This is a genomic window from Allobosea sp. RCC_152_1 (assembly GCF_041360765.1).
In the GTDB taxonomy this organism is placed as follows: domain Bacteria; phylum Pseudomonadota; class Alphaproteobacteria; order Rhizobiales; family Beijerinckiaceae; genus Allobosea; species Allobosea spartocytisi.
On sequence record NZ_JBFUPU010000008.1, the window covers coordinates 102,202 to 122,117 of the forward strand.

The 19,916-nt window shown below is 66.7% G+C and carries 17 protein-coding genes; 7 read left to right on the forward strand and 10 right to left on the reverse strand.

Going from position 1 to position 19,916, the window contains the following annotated elements:
- Positions 1-51: 51 nt before the first annotated feature.
- Entirely contained in the window at positions 52-1,236 is a 1,185-nt protein-coding gene (locus tag AB6806_RS22895) for an ROK family protein (protein ID WP_142022785.1), read from the reverse strand.
- 132 nt (positions 1,237-1,368) lie between these two features.
- Here AB6806_RS22895 and AB6806_RS22900 point away from each other — a divergent pair, with 132 nt between their 5' ends.
- Genes AB6806_RS22900 through AB6806_RS22910 form a run of 3 tightly spaced genes read left to right on the forward strand, consistent with a single transcriptional unit; the run spans position 1,369 to position 4,381 of the window.
- The gene (locus AB6806_RS22900; protein ID WP_142022786.1) at positions 1,369-2,115 is read left to right on the forward strand and encodes a glucosamine-6-phosphate deaminase; all 747 of its coding nucleotides are present in this window, start codon (positions 1,369-1,371) and stop codon (positions 2,113-2,115) included.
- Positions 2,116-2,118: 3 nt separating this feature from the next.
- Positions 2,119-3,153 carry an N-acetylglucosamine-6-phosphate deacetylase gene (locus AB6806_RS22905; protein ID WP_142022787.1) on the forward strand — a complete coding sequence of 345 codons (1,035 nt, stop codon included), beginning with the start codon at positions 2,119-2,121 and terminating at the stop codon, positions 3,151-3,153.
- 31 nt (positions 3,154-3,184) lie between these two features.
- Positions 3,185-4,381, forward strand: coding sequence for an extracellular solute-binding protein (locus AB6806_RS22910; protein ID WP_370955610.1), 1,197 nt, complete (start codon positions 3,185-3,187; stop codon positions 4,379-4,381).
- A gap of 126 nt (positions 4,382-4,507) precedes the next feature.
- Here the strand turns inward: AB6806_RS22910 and AB6806_RS22915 are convergent, their stop codons facing one another.
- The 5 genes from AB6806_RS22915 to AB6806_RS22935 are packed head-to-tail and all read right to left on the reverse strand — an operon-like array spanning position 4,508 to position 10,556.
- Positions 4,508-6,229, reverse strand: a complete 1,722-nt coding sequence (locus tag AB6806_RS22915) for an ABC transporter ATP-binding protein (RefSeq protein ID WP_142022789.1) — start codon at positions 6,227-6,229, stop codon at positions 4,508-4,510.
- Positions 6,226-7,044, reverse strand: a complete 819-nt coding sequence (locus tag AB6806_RS22920; protein WP_038364018.1) for an ABC transporter permease — start codon at positions 7,042-7,044, stop codon at positions 6,226-6,228. Before AB6806_RS22920 ends, AB6806_RS22915 begins: the two co-directional genes overlap by 4 nt.
- 50 nt (positions 7,045-7,094) lie before the next feature.
- On the reverse strand, positions 7,095-8,039 hold the full coding sequence (locus AB6806_RS22925) for an ABC transporter permease (protein ID WP_038362793.1): 945 nt from the start codon (positions 8,037-8,039) through the stop codon (positions 7,095-7,097).
- Between the two features lie 35 nt (positions 8,040-8,074).
- Positions 8,075-9,616, reverse strand: a complete 1,542-nt coding sequence (locus AB6806_RS22930) for an ABC transporter substrate-binding protein (RefSeq protein WP_370955611.1) — start codon at positions 9,614-9,616, stop codon at positions 8,075-8,077.
- Positions 9,617-9,671: 55 nt separating this feature from the next.
- Entirely contained in the window at positions 9,672-10,556 is an 885-nt protein-coding gene (locus AB6806_RS22935; RefSeq protein ID WP_370955612.1) for an alpha/beta hydrolase family protein, read from the reverse strand.
- A gap of 170 nt (positions 10,557-10,726) precedes the next feature.
- Between AB6806_RS22935 and AB6806_RS22940 the strand changes: the two genes are divergently transcribed.
- A complete protein-coding gene (locus AB6806_RS22940) occupies positions 10,727-11,392 on the forward strand; it encodes a GntR family transcriptional regulator (RefSeq protein WP_142022791.1) in 666 nt (221 codons plus the stop codon).
- A gap of 33 nt (positions 11,393-11,425) precedes the next feature.
- Here AB6806_RS22940 and AB6806_RS22945 read toward each other — a convergent pair whose 3' ends face one another.
- From AB6806_RS22945 to AB6806_RS22955, 3 genes are all read right to left on the reverse strand, one after another.
- The gene (locus AB6806_RS22945) at positions 11,426-12,967 is read right to left on the reverse strand and encodes an ABC transporter substrate-binding protein (RefSeq protein ID WP_142022792.1); all 1,542 of its coding nucleotides are present in this window, start codon (positions 12,965-12,967) and stop codon (positions 11,426-11,428) included.
- Positions 12,968-13,049: 82 nt separating this feature from the next.
- Entirely contained in the window at positions 13,050-14,606 is a 1,557-nt protein-coding gene (locus AB6806_RS22950) for an ABC transporter substrate-binding protein (RefSeq protein WP_142022793.1), read from the reverse strand.
- Between the two features lie 141 nt (positions 14,607-14,747).
- Entirely contained in the window at positions 14,748-15,890 is a 1,143-nt protein-coding gene (locus AB6806_RS22955; protein ID WP_113254363.1) for a C45 family autoproteolytic acyltransferase/hydolase, read from the reverse strand.
- An 81-nt stretch (positions 15,891-15,971) separates the two neighbouring features.
- Here AB6806_RS22955 and AB6806_RS22960 point away from each other — a divergent pair, with 81 nt between their 5' ends.
- Entirely contained in the window at positions 15,972-16,853 is an 882-nt protein-coding gene (locus AB6806_RS22960) for a GntR family transcriptional regulator (RefSeq protein ID WP_113254364.1), read from the forward strand.
- 109 nt (positions 16,854-16,962) lie between these two features.
- A complete protein-coding gene (locus AB6806_RS22965) occupies positions 16,963-18,213 on the forward strand; it encodes an aminopeptidase (protein WP_370955613.1) in 1,251 nt (416 codons plus the stop codon).
- Between the two features lie 15 nt (positions 18,214-18,228).
- On the opposite strand, the gene AB6806_RS22970 is transcribed toward AB6806_RS22965, so the two are convergent.
- Positions 18,229-19,266 carry a DmpA family aminopeptidase gene (locus AB6806_RS22970; protein ID WP_370955614.1) on the reverse strand — a complete coding sequence of 346 codons (1,038 nt, stop codon included), beginning with the start codon at positions 19,264-19,266 and terminating at the stop codon, positions 18,229-18,231.
- A gap of 127 nt (positions 19,267-19,393) precedes the next feature.
- Between AB6806_RS22970 and AB6806_RS22975 the strand changes: the two genes are divergently transcribed.
- Positions 19,394-19,831, forward strand: coding sequence for a DUF1810 domain-containing protein (locus AB6806_RS22975; RefSeq protein WP_370955615.1), 438 nt, complete (start codon positions 19,394-19,396; stop codon positions 19,829-19,831).
- Positions 19,832-19,916 lie beyond the last annotated feature (85 nt).

Here is a 19,916-nt window from a genome sequence, read left to right on the forward strand (position 1 = left end):
AGCGCATTCCTGCGCATGGCCGGCATCCATTTGTCGAAACCGGAGCGTGCTTCAGGACGAATTCAGCAGCAGCGCTTCGGCGGCCCGGCTCAGAAGCGGGGCAGCAGCGCCGTGGATCTCATAGAGCTGGCTGGCATCGACGCTGACGAGGTCCGGCACGGCGAAGCCGTCCATGGTCCCCTCGGCCCGGAACAGCGCATTGAAATGCGCCCAAAGTTGCGGATTGCTGGCGAAGGGACCGCTGACCGCGATGCGGGCCGGAAACAATAATCGGCAGGCATTGGCCAGCGCCCGCGCCAAGGTCCGGCAGGCCGTGTCGATCTCCGGCAAGGCGAGGAGGTCGAGCCGGGCGAACTGGCGGGACAGGCGCTTCTCGTCCTCGTCGAGCGCCGGCCAATGCCGGCGCAAGGCCGGGAGCAGTGCCCAGAGCGCGGCGCCGGTCTCGAGGCAGCCGGTATTGCCGCAGCCGCAGGGCCGGTCCCCCAGCGCGGCCAGCCGCCAATGGCCGAGCTCGCCGAAGGAGCCGGCCGGGGCGAAGGGCCTGCCGTCTTCGGCATAGGCGAGGCCGATGCCCCAGCCCCAATGCAGCAGGAGCGTGCCGCCGGCGAACTGCTCGGGATCGCGGGCGGCACGGGCGCGCAGCTCGGCATCGAGATTGCGGCAGATCTCGACCGGCCCGGCGATGGGCGCAAGGACCGCTTCGACATCGAGCCCGCGCATCCGCGGCCAGCGCGAGGCCAAAAGCCATTGGCCGCGGCGCAGGTCGATCAGGCCGGAGAGTGAGACCGCCGTGCCGGCATGGCTCATGCCGGGCGGCATCGCCTCCAGCAGGGTCCGCGCCAGCGCGGCCATGGCTTCGGCGATGGTCTCGTTGCTGGCCTCCGCCTCGATCGGCATGGGGCGCTCGGTGACCAGATGCCCGCTGAGATCGACCAGCGCGCCGAACAGGGATTGGCTGGAGACATGGATGACGGAGGCGCCGATCCGTCGATTATGGGCCAGCAGGATGGCGGAGGGGCGGCCGCGGCCCGTGGCTTCGCCGGTCGTTTCGATGACGAGGCGGCGCGCCACCAGATCCCCGACCACGCGCGAGGTGCTGGTCGAGCGCAGGTCGAGCAGGCGGCTGAGGTCGCCGCGCGAATGGGCCTGGCCGGCGAGGATCAAGCCATAGGCACGAGCGCAGTCGCGCTGATGCGCCAGTCCGAAGCGTGTTTCGTCGAGCGCGATCAGACTCATGGCAGCTTCGGGAACGAGCGCCGTATTTCAGAACGGTTGCGTTCAAAATTAATCATTGCGTTCCGGAGCGGCCTTGGTGAAGCTCAGTGCCAGAATATCGGAAATTTTAGCTCGCAAAAGGTTCAAAAATCGATGATCGAGATGCATGTCGCCTCCGACAAGGATCTTCTCGGCCGGCAGGCGGCGGCGCTGGGCGCACAAGCGATCCGCGAGACGATCGCACGTGACGGGGAAGCCTCGATCGTCGTCGCGACCGGCGCGAGCCAGTTCGAGATGCTGTCGCATCTGGTCAAGGCCGAGGGCATCGACTGGTCGAAGGTCACCGCCTTCCATCTCGACGAATATGTCGGCCTGCCCGAGACGCATCCGGCGAGCTTCCGGCGCTATCTGCGCCTGCGCTTCATGGCGCCGCTGAACGATGCGCCGCGCTTCGTTCCCGTCGATGGCGAGGGGGATCCGCAGGCGAATGCGAAGGCGCTGAGCGGCCTGATCGCCGGCCGGCGCATCTGCGTCTGCTTCGCCGGCATTGGCGAGAACTGCCACCTCGCCTTCAACGATCCGCCGGCCGATTTCGAGACGGAAGAGCCCTATATCGTTGTGGAGCTGGACGAGGCCTGCCGGCGCCAGCAATTCGGCGAGGGCTGGTTCCCGAGCTTCGAGGCGGTGCCGCAGCAGGCGATCTCGATGAGCATCCGCCAGATCCTGAAGAGCGAATTGATCGTGCTCTCGGTTTCCGACACCCGCAAGGCCGAGGCCACGAAGGCGGCGCTGGAAGGGCCGGTCAGCAATCTCAGCCCCGCCTCGATCCTGCAGACGCATCCGCGCACCGTGCTCTTCATCGATCCGGCCGCCGCCGCGCTGCTGACCCGGAAGGGCTGAGGGATGCGCACGCCCGGCCTTGTCGATCTCCAGGTCAACGGCTTCGCCGGGGTCGACTTCAATTCCGGGACGATCACGGCCGCCGAGCTCGACCGGGCGCTGGAGGCGATGCTGGCGACCGGCGTCACCACTTGCCTGCCAACGATCATCACCGCGCATCCCCACGAGCTGGAAGCGCGCTTCGCGGCGCTCGACAAGGCGGTCGCTGAGAGCCGCCTCGGGCCGCTGATGTGCCCCGGCTATCATCTGGAGGGGCCGTTCCTCAATCCGACCGGCGGCTATGCCGGCTGCCATCCGCCTGAGGCGATGACGGCGGCGGATGCCGGCCTGATCGCGAAGCTGGAGCAAGGCCTCGCGCGGCCGATCCTGATGGTGACGCTGGCTCCCGAGGTCGCGGGCGGAATCGCGCTCGTGGCTGCGTTGGCTGGCATGGGCAAGGTCGTCGCCATCGGCCATGCGGCGGTGGATTTCGAGATCGTGGCGGCGGCGGCCGATGCCGGCGCGACGCTCTCGACCCATCTCGGCAACGGCCTGCCGCAGCAGATGCACAAGCTGGTCAACCCGCTCTTCGCGCAGCTCGCGGAGGACCGGCTGATGGCGGGCTTCATCGCCGACGGCATCCATATCCATCCGAAGGCGCTGAAGAGCCTGATCCGGGCCAAGGGGCTCGAACGCTCGATCCTGGTCACCGACGCGGTCGTGGCGGCCGGCGCCGAGCCGGGGCGCTACAGCTTCGCCGGCATGCCGGTCGATCTGGCGGCTGACGGCTCGGTGCGCCAGCCCGGCGGCGTTTCGCTCGCAGGTTCGGCGCTCAAGCTCGACGACGCCGTGCGCAACGTCGTCGCCTGGGGCATCGCGACGCCGGAGGAGGCGGTGGCGATGGCCTCGACCCATGCGCTCGCCGCGATCGCGGGAGCCTTGGAGAAGGCCGGCATCGCCTTGCCGGAGAGCGAGATCGCATGGTCGCCGGAATTGCGGGTGCGCAGCGTCCGGGTCGGCGACATCACGCGCGAATTTGCTGCACCCGCAGCGGCCTGAAGACGTCACCATCAAACAAAAGGGGAGAACCATGACGGAATTCTCGAAGGGTATCGATCGCCGCGCCATCCTCGGAGGGCTCGGGGCGCTGGCGACCGGAGCGAGCGGCGCCTTCGCCGCTTCGCCGCCGCTGCCTTCCGCGCCGGTCGCGATCAACATCATCGATGTCGGCGGGGCGCTGGCGCTGATGCAGCAGGCTTTCGACGATTATCGCAGCGCCAACCCCAAGCTGGTCTCGCGCATCACCTATGTGAAGGCGCCGGCGCCGGAGCTTGCGAGCAAGATCAAGGCGCAGCAGGATGCCGGCCGCTCCGATCTCGACCTCGTGCTGACCGGTTCGGACGGCCTCGCGGCCGGGCTCGAGCAGAATCTCTGGCTCAAGATCTTCCCGGATTTCGCCGACAAGTTCCCCGGTCTCGAGGAGAACTACGAGCCGGCGGCGCTCAACCTGCACAAGGCGCAAGGTGCGGGCTTCGGCGTGGTGATGAACTATTACCCGTCCGGCCCGCTGCTCGAATACATGCCCGACCGCGTCAAACAGGTGCCGACCACGGCGGAGGAGCTGCTGGCCTGGGCCAAGGCCCATCCCAACAAGTTCATGTATGCGCGCCCGACCAATTCGGGACCCGGCCGCACCTTCATGATGGGCCTGCCCTATCTGCTGGGGGACAAGGACCCGCAGGATCCGGTCGGCGGCTGGGACAAGACCTGGGCCTATCTGCAGGAACTCGGCCAGCACATCGAGTATTACCCGGCCGGCACCGGCGCGACGATGAAGGAGTTCGGCGACGGCTCGCGTGACATCATCATCTCGACGACGGGCTGGGACATCAACCCGCGCGCGCTCGGCATCGTGCCGAAGGAAGCCAAGATCCAGACGCTGAAGGGCTTCCATTGGGTCTCGGACGCCTTCTTCATGTGCGTGCCGAAGGGGGTGCCGAACGATCGCCTCGCCGTCGTGCTCGACATCATGGCGCATGTGCTGCAGCCGAAGATGCAGGCCTATTCCTATGACGAGGGCTATCTCTATCCGGGCCCGGCGGTGAAGAACGTGCCGCTCTCGCTGGCGCCGAAGCGCAGCCAGGAGGTCATCGCGGAATTCGGCCGGCCGGAATATGCCGAGCTCATCGCCAACAATCCGATCGAGCTGCCGCTGAAGCCCGACAAGATGGTCGTCGCCTTCCGCAAATGGGACGAACTCGTCGGCGCCAAGCAGCGCAAGGGCTGAGTTCTTCCCTGCACGTCATTCTCGGGCGTCGCGTCAGCGCCGACCCGAGAATCTCCGGACAAGAAGGTGGGGGAGCCTCCTCCGGCACGAGACGCTCGGGGCAAGCCCGAGCATGACGGCCTGCTTTCAAGCCGAGGCGGGAGCCTCGCCCTCGCCCAATCGCCAGAACAGCCTGACGCCGCCGTCGCCGGTGCCTTCGAGGCCGGGCACGGCCGAGAGCAGCTTCTTGGTATAGTCGTGCTGCGGGTTGTCGAAGATGTCGTCGCGGGGACCTTCCTCGACGATGCGGCCCTCATGCATGACGATGACACGGTCGGCGACCTGCTCGACCACGCCGAGATCGTGGCTGATGAACAGGCAGGAGAAGCCGTGCTTCTTCTGCAGGTCGTCGAAGAGTTCCAGCACCTGCGCGCGCACGGTCACGTCGAGCGCCGAGACCGGCTCGTCGGCGATGACGAAGCTCGGCCGCCGCACGATGGCACGGGCGATGGCGACGCGCTGGCGTTGGCCGCCGGAAAGCTCGTGCGGATAGCGATCGGCGAAGCCGTCCTTCAACCCGACCTCGGCCAGCACCTCGGCGACGCGGGCCTTCTTCTGCGTGCCGCTCATCGCCTCGACCAGCCGTAGCGGTTCGCCGACGAGCTGGCCGATGGTCATGCGCGGGTCGAGCGACGAATAGGGGTCCTGGAAGACCATCTGACAGTTGAGCCGGTAGTCCCAATAGGCGGTGTCGCTCTTCGCGATCGGCTTGCCGTTGAACAGGATCTCGCCGCCCGAGGGCTTGACCAACCCGGCGATCGACTGGCCGAGCGTCGTCTTGCCCGAGCCGGAGCCGCCAACCACCGCGACGACCTCGCCCGGCTGCACGTCGATGCTGATGCCGTGCAGGGCGCGCTTGGGCGCGCTCTTGCGGAAGAAGCCCTGCCGGCCGGGATAGTCGACGATGAGGTCGCGCACGGCGACGATCGGGGTCTGATCCTGCGGCAGGAAGCGGGCCGGCAGGCGCTGCGGCATCGCCGCCAGCAGCTTGCGGGTGTAGGGGTGCTGCGGCCGGGCGAGGATGTCCTCGGCCGAGCCCTGCTCGACGACGTCGCCCTGGCACATCACGACGATGCGGCTGCAATAGCGCGCGACCATGCCGAGATCATGCGAGATCAGCAGCACGGCGGTGTCGTTGGCCTGGGTCAGGTCGACCATCAGCTCCATCACGTCGCGCTGGACCACGGCGTCGAGCGCGGTGGTCGGCTCATCGGCGAGGAGCAGAGCCGGCTTGAGCAGCATCACGGAGGCCAGCATGATGCGCTGGCGCATGCCGCCCGAGAACTGATGCGGGTAGGAGTCGAGCGCCCCTTCCGGATCGCGCAGGCCGACGCGCCGGAGCATGTCGAGGATCAGCGCCTTGCGCCCGGCGGCATCGAGCTTGCGATGCAGCTCAAGCCCCTCGTCGAGCTGGCGGCCGATCAGCATGGAGGGGTTGAGCGAGGTCATCGGCTCCTGAAAGACCATGCCGACGCGGGAGCCGCGCATGGCGCGCAGATCCTTGCCCGACATCGCCATCACATCCTGGCCCTCGAAGCGGATGGCGCCGCCGGTCAGGCGCACGGCCGGCGGGATGAAACCCATCACGGCGCGGGCCGCGAGCGTCTTGCCCGAGCCGGATTCGCCGACGATGCCGACGATCTCGCCCGGGAAGACCTGGAAGGAGACGTCGTTGACGACGCTGCGGCCGCTGGCGCCGATCTTCAGCGTCAGGCCAGCTACGTCGAGAAGAGGTGCAGCGGCCTTGTTCGACGCGTTTTCTTCACGCGAACCGGCGCCCACTTCGCTTGAAAACGCTTTGGTGGTCATCGCGAGCCCCTCATCCGTGGGTCGAGCTTGTCGCGCAGCGCGTCGCCGAGCAGGTTGATGCCGAGCAGGGTCAGCGAGATGCACAGGCCCGGGAAGATGCCGAGCCAGGCGGCCTGGTCGATATAGGGCCGGGAACCGGCGAGCATGTTGCCCCAGGTCGGGGCCGGCGGCGGCACGCCGAGACCGAGGAAGGAGAGCGCGCTCTCAGCCAGCAGCACATAGCCGAACATCGAGGTCGCCAGCACGGTCAGCGGCGCGATGCAGTTCGGCAGGATGTGGCGGAGCATGGTGAAGCCCTCGCCATTGCCCATGACGCGGGAGGCTGCGATGAATTCGCGCTCGCGCAGCGAGAGCACCGTGCCGCGTACGACGCGCGCCACCGAGGGCGTATAGGCGATGCCCAGCGCGACGATGATGCCGTATTTGTTGGCGCCGAGCACGGCAAGCAAGCCGAGCGCCAGCAGGATGCCGGGGAAGGCGAGCAGTGCGTCGTTGAAGGCCATGATGACGCGGTCGGTCCAGCCGCGCATATAGCCGGAGAACAGGCCGATCGTGGTGCCCATCACGACGGCGAGCGTCACGGTCAGGATGCTGATCCACACGCTCGTCGCAGCACCCGCCATCAGGCGCGAGAGCACGTCGCGGCCGAACTCGTCGGTGCCGAGCCAGTGCAGCGCATTGGGCGCCACGAGCTTCTCGCGGAAGGAGAGCTTGAGCGGGTCGTAGGGCGTCCAGAGCGCGCCGGTGCCGGCGGCGGCGAGCAGGATCGCGATCAGCGTGCCGCCGACGAGCGCATTGGGGGCGGGGAGCTTCAGGCGGCGCTCGCCGCTCATCGTGCTGCTGCGGGTCATTGTGCCGTCGCCGCTCATTGCGCAGTCACCCTTGGATCGAAGACCGGGTAGCAGAGGTCGATGACGAGGTTCACCAGCACATAGGTGAAGGCGACGAAGAGCATGCAGCCCTGGATGACCGGGTAGTCGCGCGCGAAGATCGCATCGACGAGCAGGCGGCCCAATCCGGGGATGGTGAAGACGGTCTCGACGACCGCGATGCCGCCGAGCAGGTTGCCGAGCACGAGGCCGATCAGCGTCCAGGTCGGGCCGAAGGCGTTCTTGAAGGCGTGGCGCCAGAGCACGGCGCTCTCGCTCAGGCCCTTGGCGCGGGCATGGGTGATGTAGTCGAGCCGGAGCACCTCCAGCGTCGAGGCGCGCGCCATGCGCAGGATCACGCCCATCTCGTGCAGGAACAGCGTCAGGATCGGCATGATCAGGTAGAGCAGGCCGGCCTTGGCGTTCTCGGCGATCGAGACATAGCCGACGACCGGCAGCCAGCCGAGCTTGAGGCCGAAGAAGAGCAGGAGCAGCAGGCCGAGCCAGAAGGTCGGGATCGAGAGCAGCAGCGTGGCGGCGCTGACGAGGCCGATATCGAGGGACGAATCCTGCTTCCAGGCGGCGATCACGCCGGCCGGAACGGCAAACAGGCTCGCCAGCAGCACGGCAACGAGCACGATCTGCGCGCTGACCGCGAAACGCTGCAGGATCAGCGGCAGCACCGCCTGCTGCGACGAGATCGACTGGCCGAAATCGCCGTGCAGGACATGGCCGAACCAGATGCCGAACTGCACCGGCAGGCTCTGGTCGAGGCCGAGCCGGCCGCGCAGATCGGCGAGGCTCGCCGGCGTCGCCAGATCGCCCAGCATCAACTGCGCCGGATCACCCGGAATCAGCCGGATCAGGACGAAGACCGACACCGCCACGATCAGCAGCGTCGGCAACGCCATCCCTATCCGCGTCAGCGCAAAGCGAAACATGCAAGCCTCCCAAGCTCGACGATCCCGGAAGCCGCCTACTTGGCGACGCTGACTTCCCAGAGCCGCAGCTGCGACGCCCAGGGCGTCACGCCGGTCACGCGCTTGGAATGGGCGATGATGTCGAGATCGTTATGGGTGAAGATCGTCGGCACCTGCTCGATGAAGCGCTTGTGCAATTCGTCGAAGAGCTTCTGGCGCTCGGCCGGATCGGTCACCACCATCGACTTGTCGATCAGGGCGAGCGCTTCGGGATCCTCCCAGACTTTGCGCGGCTGCTTGTCCTTCGGGCCGGAGATCTGCTCGAAGCCGAGCGCGGGGTCGAAGCGGCTCGAATAGGAGAAGGCCTGCATCTGGTAGTTGCCCTTGTTGTAGCGGTCGAGCTGCGTCGCCCACTCAAGGACCTCGATCTCGGCGTTGATGCCGACCGCCTGCATCATCGCCTGGGCGATGACCGCGGTGTTGAAGCTCGGCACCGAGGAGCGCTTGTTGGCGAGGATGGTGATCTTCTCGCCCTTGTAGCCGGCCTTCTGGAGCAGGGCCTTGGCCGCGGCGGGATCGTATTTGAAGCCCTGCTTCTCGGCCTCGCCATAGTATTTCGAGGTCATGTAGACCGGCGAGTTGTTGGGCTTGCCGAGGCCGTTGCTGACATTGGCGACGAGCTCGGGGAAGTCGATCGCGGCGGCGATCGCCTGGCGCAGGGCCTGGTTCTTCATCAGCGGGTCGCGCGTCTGGATGATCAGGCTGTGGCGGACCGGGTTGGGGGCGATCGCCAGCGTAACATTGGGGGCGTTCTTCAGGTCGGGCACGTCCGATTCCGGCATCAGCGCCATGTCGAGCGAGCCTGCGAGCAGGCCGGCTTTCACCGTCGCCGCATCAGGGATGACCAGGAAGCGCGCTTCCTTCACCAGCGGGCGCTTGGAGCCGATATAGCCATCGCGCTTGTCGCCCTTCGGCGAGACGTACTGGTCGAAGGCGAGGAGCTGGACCGACTGACCGCGCTTCCATTCGCCGAGCATGAAGGGGCCGGTGCCGACCGGCTTGTCCCAGCTCCCGTCGGCCTTGACGGAATCCTTGTGGATCACGGCCGTGCCGCCGCAATCCTGGCGGGCGAGCGTGTCGAGGAAGAGCCCGTTCGGCTTGTCGATCTCCATGACGAAGGTGTCGGCATCCGGGGCCGTGGCCGAGACGACCTTGAGGCCGCTGCGCCCGTCGAGATCGGAGAGGCAGCGCCAGTCGGTCTTCGGGTCCATGTAGCGGTTCCAGCTCCACAGCACGTCGGCCGAGGTCATGGTCGCGCCGTTATGGAACTTCACGCCCTTGCGCAGGCGGAAGGTATAGGTCTTGCCGTCGGGCGAGATCTCGACCTTTTCCGCCAGCAGCGGGCCGACCGAGCCGTCCTCGGCATAGCCGACGAGGCCCTCGACCATGTGCATCTCGACGGCGTCGGTGTTGCCGTCCCGGTTCACGCCGGGATTGGTCGAGCGGATGTCGGCATTGAGCACGGCGGTGAGCGTTTGCGCGTTGAGCGCGCCCGCCGACAGGGCGAGCGCAAAGGCGGAAGCGAACAGACGGTTCATGGTCATTCCCCTGTTGTCGTTGCTGTCGTGATCGACATGCTTATCGGTTTAGCCGTCAGGCGGCCTTGCGGGCGCTGCGGAGCTTCTTGAGCTCGCCGGCGAAGAAATCCTCGACGGTCGGCACGACCTTCTGGCCGTCATGCGGCGTGTTCGGCACGAGGTCGAAGCGGGCAGCGATGCCGTTTTCCGCGAAGTTGTCGCGCAAGCTTGCCAGCCGCTCGGGCCGCGTCGCGCCGGCATGGTTGGCGTCCGGCATCCAGTTGCGGCCGCCGGGCTTGTGGGTGATCTCCCAGGTCTCGAGATCGGCGGCGCCGACGATCATCTGAACCGCGACCTTCCGCATGGCGGGGATGTCGAGCTCCTGGCCGAAGAGTTCGGCGAAGTTGCGCGTGCCGACCCACCAGTCGCGGCTGGGATCGAGCAGGGTCACCGAGCCGGGCGCGCCGATCGAGACGCCCCAGAGCCTGTGCGGCTGGAGCATCAGGAAGCGATGGGCGAAATGGCCGCCGCCGGAATAGCCGAACAGGCCGAAGCGCTCGAAGGCGAGACGATAGCGCTCGCAGACCTCGTCGACGATGGCGAGCAGGACGTGGTCGTAACGGAGATTGCCTTCGCGCATGTATTTGAAGCCGTCGCGATAGCCGTCGCCCATCACGCCGATCGGGAAGAGCGGTGCCAGGATGATGCAGTTGTTCCAGCGGGCGAAGGCCGAGAAGGCGTCGCGATAGCCGGTGAAGCCGCGGCCGGTGCCGTGCATCGCGACGATCAGCTCCGGCTTCTCGCCGGTCTTTCCGAGATTCGGCGGCACATAGAGGCAGTAGGGGAAGCGCGGATCGTGCTTCGCCGAATAGATCGAGGTCGGCCCGTATTCGTAGAGCGCCTTGCCGCGCGCGGCTGCCTCGTCTTCCGGCTTGCCGGTCTGTTCTGCCACGGCGCTCACGGGCCTGCTCCTCTGGTGAAATTATTGGCGCCAATTATGTTGCATGTTATGGTCCGTTCCGCAACCAACTTCTGCCGCGCCGGACAATTCCTGCTAGAGCATTGATTTGCCCCATTTTGTTTACGCCAACCGGTGTCGATTTCGCTCGAGAATGCTTTAGAGAGCCTGCCATGACGTCCGAGCGGAAACGCAAAAACACCGGCACCCGACGGGCCGACCTCGCCAATGCGATCGCGGAGGCCATCCGCCTGCGGATGTATCGACCGGGCGAATGGCTGCGCCAGATCGATTTGGAGGAACGTTTCGAGGCGACGCGCTTCGACGTGCGCGGCGCCCTCGACGAGCTCGCCGTGCGCAAGACGATCGAGCATGTCCCGAACCGGGGCTACCGCGTCGCCGAGATCGACATGAAGACCTATCAGGAGATCGTCGCGATCCGGGTCATGCTCGAGACGGCGGCGGCGGAAAGAGCGGTCGCGCGCATCGACGAAGCCGGGATCGCGCGGCTCGACGAACTGGCGGCGCAGTTCTCGGCGGCCGTATTGACCGGCAGCCGCACCGAGCAGAGCGAGATCAACCACGCCTTCCATCAACTGATGTACTCCTTCTGCGGAAATGCCGTGTTGCAGGAGACGATCTGGGCCTTGCGCGATCGCGGGCGCGGCTCACGGATCACGGTGTGGAGCTCGCATGAATCTCTGCTGCGCAGCGACCGCGAGCACTATGCGATGATGGAGGCCCTGAAGGCGCGCGACGCCGGCCGCCTTGCCGCCCTGGTCGCGACGCATGTCGCCAAGGGGGCTACGCTGGTGCCGCCACTGGCTGTGCCGGTGTGAGCCGCAGCGTTTCCGCGCCGGGAAGCCCCCACCTCACCTGGCGAGGCTGACCTCCCAGAGCCGGGGCTTGGAGGCGACCCAGGGTGCGAAACCCTGCAGGCGCTTCGAGACCACGGCGGTGTCGACCTGATTGTAGAGAAAGATCAGCGGCGCATCGGCCAGCATCATTGTGTGGAGCTGGTCGAAGATCTTCTTCCGCTCGGCCTGGTCATTGATCAGCGTCGCCTTCTCGATCAGCGCATCGGCCTCGCGGCTGTCCCAGACCTTCGAGGGCAGGTTGTCCTTGGGGCCGGAGAACTGGTTGTAGCTCTGGGCGGGATCGATCCGGGCCGAGTAGCTGAAGGACATCATCTGGTAGTTGCCCTTCGAGAAGCGGTCGAGCTGCGTCGCCCATTCCAGGATCTCGATTTCGGCCTTGATGCCGGCCGCTTCCAGCATCGCCTGCGTCATGATCGCGACGGGGTAGCTCGGCACGGTCGCGCGCTTGTTGGCGATCAGCTTGATCGTCTCGCCCTTGTAGCTGGCTTCCGTGAGCAGCTTCTTCGTCCGGGCGGGGTCGTGCGCGTAACGCTTCTTCTGGACCTCGTCGTAATAGGGCGAGGTGATGTAGACGGCCGAGTTGTTGGTCTTGCCCAGCCCGTTCGAGACGGCGCCGACGATCTCGTCGAGATCGAGCGCGGAGGCGATCGCCTGGCGCATCTTCACATTCGACAGCAGCGGGTCGCGGGTCTGGAGCAGGATCGTGTGCTTGGTGGCGCTCGGCGCGGTCAGGACCTGCAGGCCGGTCTTCTGCATCTCCGGCACATCCTGGTCCGGAACGTCGGCGACATCGAGCGCGCCCGAGATCATGCCGGCCTTGACGGTCGCGCCATCGGCGATGGCGAGGAACTTCACCTCCGGCACGAGCGGCCGCTTGGAGCCGACATAGCCGTCGCGCTTGTCGCCGGGTGGCGAGACATAATCGTCGAAGCGCTTCAGCAGGACGAACTCGCCGCGGCGCCAGTCGGCAAGCTGGAACGGGCCGGTGCCGATCGGCTTGTCCCAGCTTCCGTCGGGCTTCACGGAATCCTTGTGCAGGATCGCGACCATCGCGCAATCGGTGCGGGCCATGGTGTCGAGGAAGAGCGCGCTCGGCTTTTCCAGCTTCATCACGAAGGTCGCGGCATCAGGAGCGGTCGCTTCCGTGACCTTGAGCCCGATCCTGCCGTCGAATTCCGGCTTGCAGCGCCAGTCGGTCTTCGGGTCCATGTAGCGGTTCCAGCTCCACAGCACGTCGGCGGAGGTCATCTCCGCGCCGTTGTGGAACTTCACGCCCTTGCGGAGGTGGAAGGTGTAGGTCAGGCCGTCCTGGGAGACGTCGATGGTCTCGGCCAGCAGCGGCGCAACCGCGCCGTTCTCGCGATAGCCGACGAGGCCCTCGACCATATGCAGCACGACGGCGTCGGTGTTGTCGTCGCGGTTGACGCCCGGATTGGTCGAGCGGATGTCGGCATTGAGCGCGACATTGACGGTCTGCGCCTGTGCCGCGCCGCCAATCAGCGCGAGCGCCAATGCCGAAGCCGAAATGCGGATCATTCCCGTTCCCCTTGTTGTCGTGTCGTCCGGCAGGCCCTGAACGGGCATGCCTTTGCGCGAAAGCCCGGAGGCGGAGGGTCCGTTATTCGCCGACCGTGACTTCCCAGGCGCGGGGCAGCGAGCTCACCGTCGAGACATAGCCCTGGGTCTTGGCGCTCATCGCGCCGCCGACGATGCCGTTATAGAGCATCACCATCGGCACCTCCGCGAGGAAGCGCCGGTGCAGCGTGTCGAAGATCGCCTGGCGCCCGGCGCGGTCGTTCACGACCATCGACTTGTCGAGCAGGGCCTGCACCTCGGGATTGTCCCAGAGCTTGCGCGGCTGCTTGTCCTTCGGCCCGGTCATCGATTCATAGCTCAGCGCCGGGTCCATGCGGCCCGAATAGGGGAAGGCCTGCATCTGGTAGTTGCCCTTGGTGTAGCGGTCGAGCTGCGTCGCCCATTCCAGCACCTCGATCTCGACATTGAGGCCGACCGCCTTCAGCATCTGCTGCGCGACCACGGCGGCGTCGAAGCTTTCGGGGTAGCGCTTGTTGGCGAGCATCACGATCTTCTCGCCCTTGTAGCCGGCCTCGGCGAGAAGCTTCCTGGCGGCGGCCGGATCGTATGCCCAGCCCTCCTTCTGCGCGGCGCCGTAATAGGCGGAGAGCATCGGGATGATCGAATTGTTCGGCGTGCCGAGGCCGTCGGTGATGGTCGCGACCAGTTCCTTGACGTCGATCGCGGCGGCAATGGCCTGGCGCAGCTTGACGTTCTGCAACAGCGGGTCGCGCGTCTGGATGATCAGCCCGACGAGGCTCATGCTGGTGATGACGGAGGTCTTGACCTTGTCGTTCTTCTTCAACTCCGCGATGTCGGAGTTGGCGATGTCGGGGACAACGTCGATGTCGCCGCGCAGCAGGGCAGCCTTGGCGGTGGCGTTGTCGGGGATGACGACGAAGCGGACCTCGTCGACCAGCGGCTTCTTGGCGCCGGTCATCCCGTCGATCGTGCCGGGCAGCGAGGCGTAATCGGCGAAGCGATCGAGCTTGATGTATTCGCCGCGCTTCCACTCCGCGAATTTGAACGGGCCGGTGCCGATCGGCTTGTCGAAGGAGCCATCGGCCTTGAGCGAATCCTTGTGGAGGATGCCGGTCATGGCGCAGTCGGTGCGGGCGAGCGAGGAGAGGAAAAGCGCGCTCGGCTTGTCGAGCTGGAACACCACGGTCTTGTCGTCGGGCGCCGTGACCGTCTCGACCTTGACCAGGCCGCGGCCGTCGAATTCCGAGAGGCAGCGCCAGTCGGTCTTCGGATCCATGTAGCGGTTCCAGCTCCACAGCACGTCGGCTGCGGTGAGCGGCGCGCCGTTATGGAACTTCACGCCCTGGCGCAGCGTGAAGGTGTAGCTCCTGCCGTCCGGCGAGATCTCGACCTTCTCGGCCAGCAGCGGCTTGGGCAGCGCATCCTCGCCATAGGCGACGAGGCCCTCGACCATCTGCAGCACGACGCCGTCGGTGTTGGCATCGCGGTTGACGCCGGGATTGATCGAGCGGATGTCGGCGCGAAGCTGGATCCTGAGCGTGCTGGCCTCGGCGATCTGCACGCCGCCGCACAGGAGCGCGGCAGCAAGGGCAGTGGCGGTGGCGGTTCGGCGCATCATGTTCCCCTGTTTTTATGCGGTTGTGACGCGGTATCGGAGCGCTCCCTCGCCTCTCCCGAGCGGGGAGCGCTCCGTCTTTCCTGACGCATTGTCGGCACGTGAAGCGGCGTCCGCTTCGCTCGAAAACGCTGCGTGGCCGGGCTATTCGGCCGCTTCGGCGAGCAGGACCGGATCCTCGGTCAGGCTGTAGCGGGTGAAGACGCGGTTCTGGGCGGGCAGCGGCGCGACCTCCATGATCCCCTTGGCCGGCTGCATGATCACCATCGCGACGGTGGCCGAGAGGTTGCCCTGCTCGTTCGGGCGGGCCGGACGGCAGACCGAATAGGGCGTCAGGAAATCGTCGAAGAGGGCCTGCTTGAGATCGTCGACCGTCAGCTTGCGGCCGGCCTCATTCAGCAGCTTCTTGACCCGCCAGTCGCGGTAGAAGCTCTCCGGCACGCGCGGGATGCTGGTGTTCTTGACCTTGGTCAGCGCGATCTGGCCGACCCAGTGATTGGCATGCACGATCATGCCGTCTTCCGGGTAGATCGGGAAGGCTTCGTCCGGGGCGCATTCGAAATCGATGCCGAAGCCCTTGACGGTCGAGAGCATCATGTTGTTGGAGCAGGCCTTCGGCGTCGCCGCCACGGCCTTGATCGCGAAGGCGAGATGCTCCTGCTCCAGCACCTTGCGGCGGATCAGGGCGAGCGGCACGCCGGTCTGGCTGAAGTCGCGGTCGCATTCGAGATAGTTGGCGGTGATCGAGACGCCGGCCGCGTTCATGCCGCAGCGGGCGAGGCCGCCGGCCTCGACGAAGGTGAGGAAGTCCGGGCCGTCGTCGCGGCGCACGCGCAGCACGATCGCGGTCTCCGCGCATTCGGCGCGCCAGTCCCAGTTCTGGCCGTGGATGACTTCGCCGTTGGCGCTGCGCTCGGGCAGGATGATCGCGCCGGTGCAGCCATCGTCGAGCTCTTCCGTGGCCTCGACTGGCTTGTTCTTGACCATCCGCGCCTTGGCGATCACCTCGGTGCGGGCATTGACCATGATGATGTCTTCCAGCGCGACGCCGGCGCCGTCGGCGATGCCGCGCATCTCCTCGATGTAATGCGCGCCGAAAGCCTCGATCTCGCGGGCGAACTCGCCGATCAGGGCCGATTTGGCCTTGGCGTCGTAGCCGAGATCGCCGAGCTGGCCGCCATAGAGCTCGATCGAGCGCTTCACGCGGCTCGGCACGGCCGCGCCATGCTGGCGGCCGCGCTCATAGGGCGAGCCGGAGACATCGACGAAGGGGCAGGGCTGGACCATGGCGTGGGGCCTTTCGGATATGCTGGCCTGGGGTTATGCTGTATTGTATTTCATCACGAACTAAAACAATCAAGGCCTTCGATGACGACGCCGACGCGGCTGCAGCAGGAGATCGCCGAGCGCATCCTGCAGATGATGCGGGATGACGGCCTCGGCGCCGGCGCCCGGCTGAACGAGAACGGCACGGCGCAGCGGCTCGGCGTCTCGCGCACCCCGGTCCGGGCCGCGCTCGACCATCTCGCGCGTCAGGGCGTGGTGCGGCGGCTCGCCAACAAGGGGATCGAGGTCGTCGCGCTGCCGGATGCGACGGCGAGCGTTCTGCCGCCTGAGCTGATCGACCTCGCCATGGTCCGGCTGGCGCATGAGCGCGAGAACGGGCTCCTGCCGGACGAGGTTTCGGAACTGGAGGTGATGCGGCGCTACGAGCTCGGCCGGCCGGAGGCGCAGAAGCTGCTCGCCCGCCTCGCCGATCTCGACATGGTCGAGCGCAAGCCGGGCTATGGCTGGCGCTTCCTGCATGAGCCGCGCGATCGGCGCCTGCGCGACGAGAGCTATCGCTTCCGGATGGTGATCGAGCCGATGTGCATGCTCGAACCGGACTTCCGGCTCGAAGCAGGCTGGATCGCGGAGATGCGGGCGCGCCATCTCGAATACCTGCGAAGCCCGTGGCGCGAATCGTCCAGCATCGCCTTCTACGAAATGAATGCCGCTTTCCATGAAGACTTGGCCGCGGCGACGGGCAATCGCTATTTCCATTCGGCCGTGCGGCGCCAGAACCAGCTCAGACGCCTCTCGAACTACGATTGGGGCCTTGGCTTCGAGCGCGTGCAGGTGAATTGCACCGAGCATCTCGCCATGCTCGACCATCTGGAGGCCGGTGAGAACGAGGTCGCCTCGGCCCTGATGCGCAGCCATCTGCTGCGGGCGAGCAAGCTCCGGCTTGGCCCGAGATCGGCCGATTGACGGCCCTTCCTCCGATCTCCGAATGACCGCCCCGACGCAGGGACAGTCTTGACCCGGCGGCGATTTGCGCGAGCAATGGCGGTTTGCGAACTCCGACAGGTTGACTGCCATGACCGTTCATCAACGCCCCGCCGCCATCGACCCCGCCAAGCTCGACAAGCTGGCCGAGGTCGCCATCCGCGTGGGCTTGAACCTGCAACCCGGTCAGGATCTGTTCCTGACGGCGCCTGTCGCCGCGCTGCCGCTTGTCAGGCGGATCGCCGAGCATGCCTACAAGGCCGGCGCCGGCATCGTGACGCCGCTGCTCTCCGACGAGGAGGTCACCCTGGCGCGCTATCGCTCCGCGCCGGATGCGAGCTTCGACAAGGCGCCGGGCTGGCTTTATGAGGGCGTCGCCAAGGCCTTCACGCAGAATACGGCCCGGCTGGCCATCGTCGGCGACAACCCGATGCTGCTCGCCAACGAGGACCCTGCCAAGGTCGGCCGTGCCAGCAAGGCGAATGCGCTGGCCTACCAGCCGGCATTGGAGAAGATCGCCGGCTTCGACATCAACTGGAACATCATCGCCTTTCCGAGCGTGGCCTGGGCGAAGCAGGTTTTCCCGGAGGATGCCGAGGAGGTCGCGGTCGGCAGGCTGGCGGAGGCGATCTTCGCGGCGTCGCGCATCAACGAGACCGATCCGGTGGCAGCCTGGAAGGCGCATAACGCGGCGTTGCGCAGCCCCCGCGACTGGCTGAACGGCCAACGCTTCGCCGCGCTGCATTTCACCGGGCCGGGTACCGACCTGACCGTCGGGCTCGCCGATGGCCATGACTGGCAGGGCGGCGCCTCGCCGGCCCGCAACGGCATCATCTGCAACCCGAACATCCCGACCGAGGAGGTCTTCACCACCCCGCATGCGCGCCGGGTCGAGGGGCATGTGTCGAGCACCAAGCCGCTCTCCTATCAGGGCTCGCTGATCGACGGCATCCAGGTGCGCTTCGAGGGCGGGCGGATCGTCGAGGCCAAGGCCTCGCGTGGCGAGGCGGTGCTGAACAAGGTGCTCGACACCGATGAGGGCGCGCGCCGGCTCGGCGAAGTCGCGCTGGTGCCGCACTCCTCGCCGATCTCGAAGAGCGGCGTCCTGTTCTACAACACGCTCTTCGACGAGAACGCGTCCTGCCACATCGCGCTCGGCCAGTGCTATTCGAAGTGCTTCGTCGACGGCGCCACGCTCACGCCCGAGCAGATCGCGGCGCAGGGCGGCAACAAGAGCCTGATCCATATCGACTGGATGATCGGCTCGGGCGAGGTCGACATCGACGGTGTCCATGCGGATGGCCGGCGCGTGCCGGTGTTCCGCAAGGGCGAGTGGGCCTGAACGGCCGGCTTCGCCTCAGGCCAAGTTCGCCCGCAGCCAATCCCCGAGGGAGGGGCGATGATGCCCGTCGCGGCCGGTCGTGGCGGGGGCTGCGATCATCGCATTGAGCACGGCTTCCTGCGTCGCCTCGGCGGCGGCGCGGAAGAGTGTGTCGATGCGGTTTTCGTTGAGCGCGCGCAGCGACACGATGTCCTTCGGCTCGTCATGGTCGACGGAACCGGCCGTGGTGAAGGCGAGCGCGATGTCGCCGCTGCCATTGCCCCAGAAGGCGCCGAGCCGGGCGAGCCCGGCGCCGCCACGCCGCGCGACGCGGTGAAGCTGGCGTGACTCCAGCGGGGCGTCGGTCGCGATGACGAGGATGACCGAGCCGCGCTCGGCCTGCGGTCGGGTTTCGGGCGGGACGGGGCGTCGTCCGTCCGGCAGGACGAGATCGCCGGCATTGCCGAAATTGGCCAGCGCCAGCACGCCGAGCCTGAAGTCGCCGCCATCGAGCGCGAAGCGCCGCGATGCCGTGCCGATGCCGCCCTTGAAGCCGAAGGCGCTCATGCCCGCTCCCGCACCGACCGCCCCCTCCGCCACCGGTCCGGTGGCGGCGACGTCGAGCGCGGCGAAGGCATGGGCTTCAGTCAGCGCGCGGGCGCGAATATCGGAAAGATAGCCGTCATTGCATTCAAGCACGGCGGGATTGACCGTGCCGGTGCCACGCCCGATGTCGGGATTGGCGGCAAGCGCGCGCGTCACCAGCGCGTCGAAGCCGGTGCCGACGGCCAGCGTGTTGGTCAGCAGCAGCGGCGTCTCGATCTGGCCGAGCTCGGCGATCTGCATCAGCCCGGCGCTCTTGCCGAAGCCGTTGATGATGTCGACCGCAGCGCGCATCTTCCGCCGAAAGAGATTGCCGTCATGCGGCAGCAGCGCGGTGAAGCCGGTCAGGATGTCGCCATCCCGCAGCGTATGATGGCCGAGCTTCACGCCCGGGACATCGGTGATCGCGTTGAGCGGTCCCGGCTCCATGATGCCGCAGATGAGGCCGAAATCGCGGGCGCGCTGGGTCATGATTTCCGATCCGGACGACAGTCAGGCGGGCTTAGCGCACCGGCCCGAAAAGCGGGATAGGTTTTCGGGGAAAGCTGACGCAAGAACAAGGATCCCCAGCATCGATTGGACAGGAGGGAAACGAAGCATGGAACCCGCAGGTTTCGATCTCGCGCGCTTCCTCGTGGCCCAGGAGCCCGTCTATGAGACCGCGCTGGCCGAGCTGAAGGCCGGACGGAAGCGGACGCATTGGATGTGGTTCGTCTTTCCGCAACTGCGCGGGCTCGGCCTGTCGCCGACCTCCCTGTTCTACGGGCTGGAATCGCTCGACGAGGCGCGGGCCTATCTGGCGCATCCCGTTCTTGGCCCCCGGCTGGAGGCCTGCATGCGCGCCCTGCTCGCGCATGAGGGGCTGACGGTGCATGCGATCCTCGGCTCGCCCGATGAGATGAAGCTGCGCTCGTCGATGACGCTGTTCGACCGGGCCGATGGCCGTGCCGATAATCTCTGCCGAGCGGTGTTGCGCCACTTCTTCGACGGAGAGACCGATCCGCTGACGCTTTCCGGGTTGCCGGGCCCAAACTGATCCGCGCGGCCCGCGGGGCGGATCAAACCGGCCGGAAGCGCGTTATGCATCGCGCAAAGGCGGGTGACCCTTGAATCCAGATGAT

Coding starts and splice junctions, on each gene's coding strand:
- AB6806_RS22895 (WP_142022785.1), bottom strand. CDS start 1,236: ATGAGTCTGATCGCGCTCGACGAAACACGCTTCGGACTGGCGCATCAG.
- AB6806_RS22970 (WP_370955614.1), bottom strand. CDS start 19,266: ATGACCCAGCGCGCCCGCGATTTCGGCCTCATCTGCGGCATCATGGAG.
- AB6806_RS22900 (WP_142022786.1), top strand. CDS start 1,369: ATGATCGAGATGCATGTCGCCTCCGACAAGGATCTTCTCGGCCGGCAG.
- AB6806_RS22925 (WP_038362793.1), bottom strand. CDS start 8,039: ATGTTTCGCTTTGCGCTGACGCGGATAGGGATGGCGTTGCCGACGCTG.
- AB6806_RS22930 (WP_370955611.1), bottom strand. CDS start 9,616: ATGAACCGTCTGTTCGCTTCCGCCTTTGCGCTCGCCCTGTCGGCGGGC.
- AB6806_RS22955 (WP_113254363.1), bottom strand. CDS start 15,890: ATGGTCCAGCCCTGCCCCTTCGTCGATGTCTCCGGCTCGCCCTATGAG.
- AB6806_RS22960 (WP_113254364.1), top strand. CDS start 15,972: ATGACGACGCCGACGCGGCTGCAGCAGGAGATCGCCGAGCGCATCCTG.
- AB6806_RS22915 (WP_142022789.1), bottom strand. CDS start 6,229: ATGACCACCAAAGCGTTTTCAAGCGAAGTGGGCGCCGGTTCGCGTGAA.
- AB6806_RS22950 (WP_142022793.1), bottom strand. CDS start 14,606: ATGATGCGCCGAACCGCCACCGCCACTGCCCTTGCTGCCGCGCTCCTG.
- AB6806_RS22965 (WP_370955613.1), top strand. CDS start 16,963: ATGACCGTTCATCAACGCCCCGCCGCCATCGACCCCGCCAAGCTCGAC.
- AB6806_RS22975 (WP_370955615.1), top strand. CDS start 19,394: ATGGAACCCGCAGGTTTCGATCTCGCGCGCTTCCTCGTGGCCCAGGAG.
- AB6806_RS22945 (WP_142022792.1), bottom strand. CDS start 12,967: ATGATCCGCATTTCGGCTTCGGCATTGGCGCTCGCGCTGATTGGCGGC.
- AB6806_RS22905 (WP_142022787.1), top strand. CDS start 2,119: ATGCGCACGCCCGGCCTTGTCGATCTCCAGGTCAACGGCTTCGCCGGG.
- AB6806_RS22910 (WP_370955610.1), top strand. CDS start 3,185: ATGACGGAATTCTCGAAGGGTATCGATCGCCGCGCCATCCTCGGAGGG.
- AB6806_RS22940 (WP_142022791.1), top strand. CDS start 10,727: ATGACGTCCGAGCGGAAACGCAAAAACACCGGCACCCGACGGGCCGAC.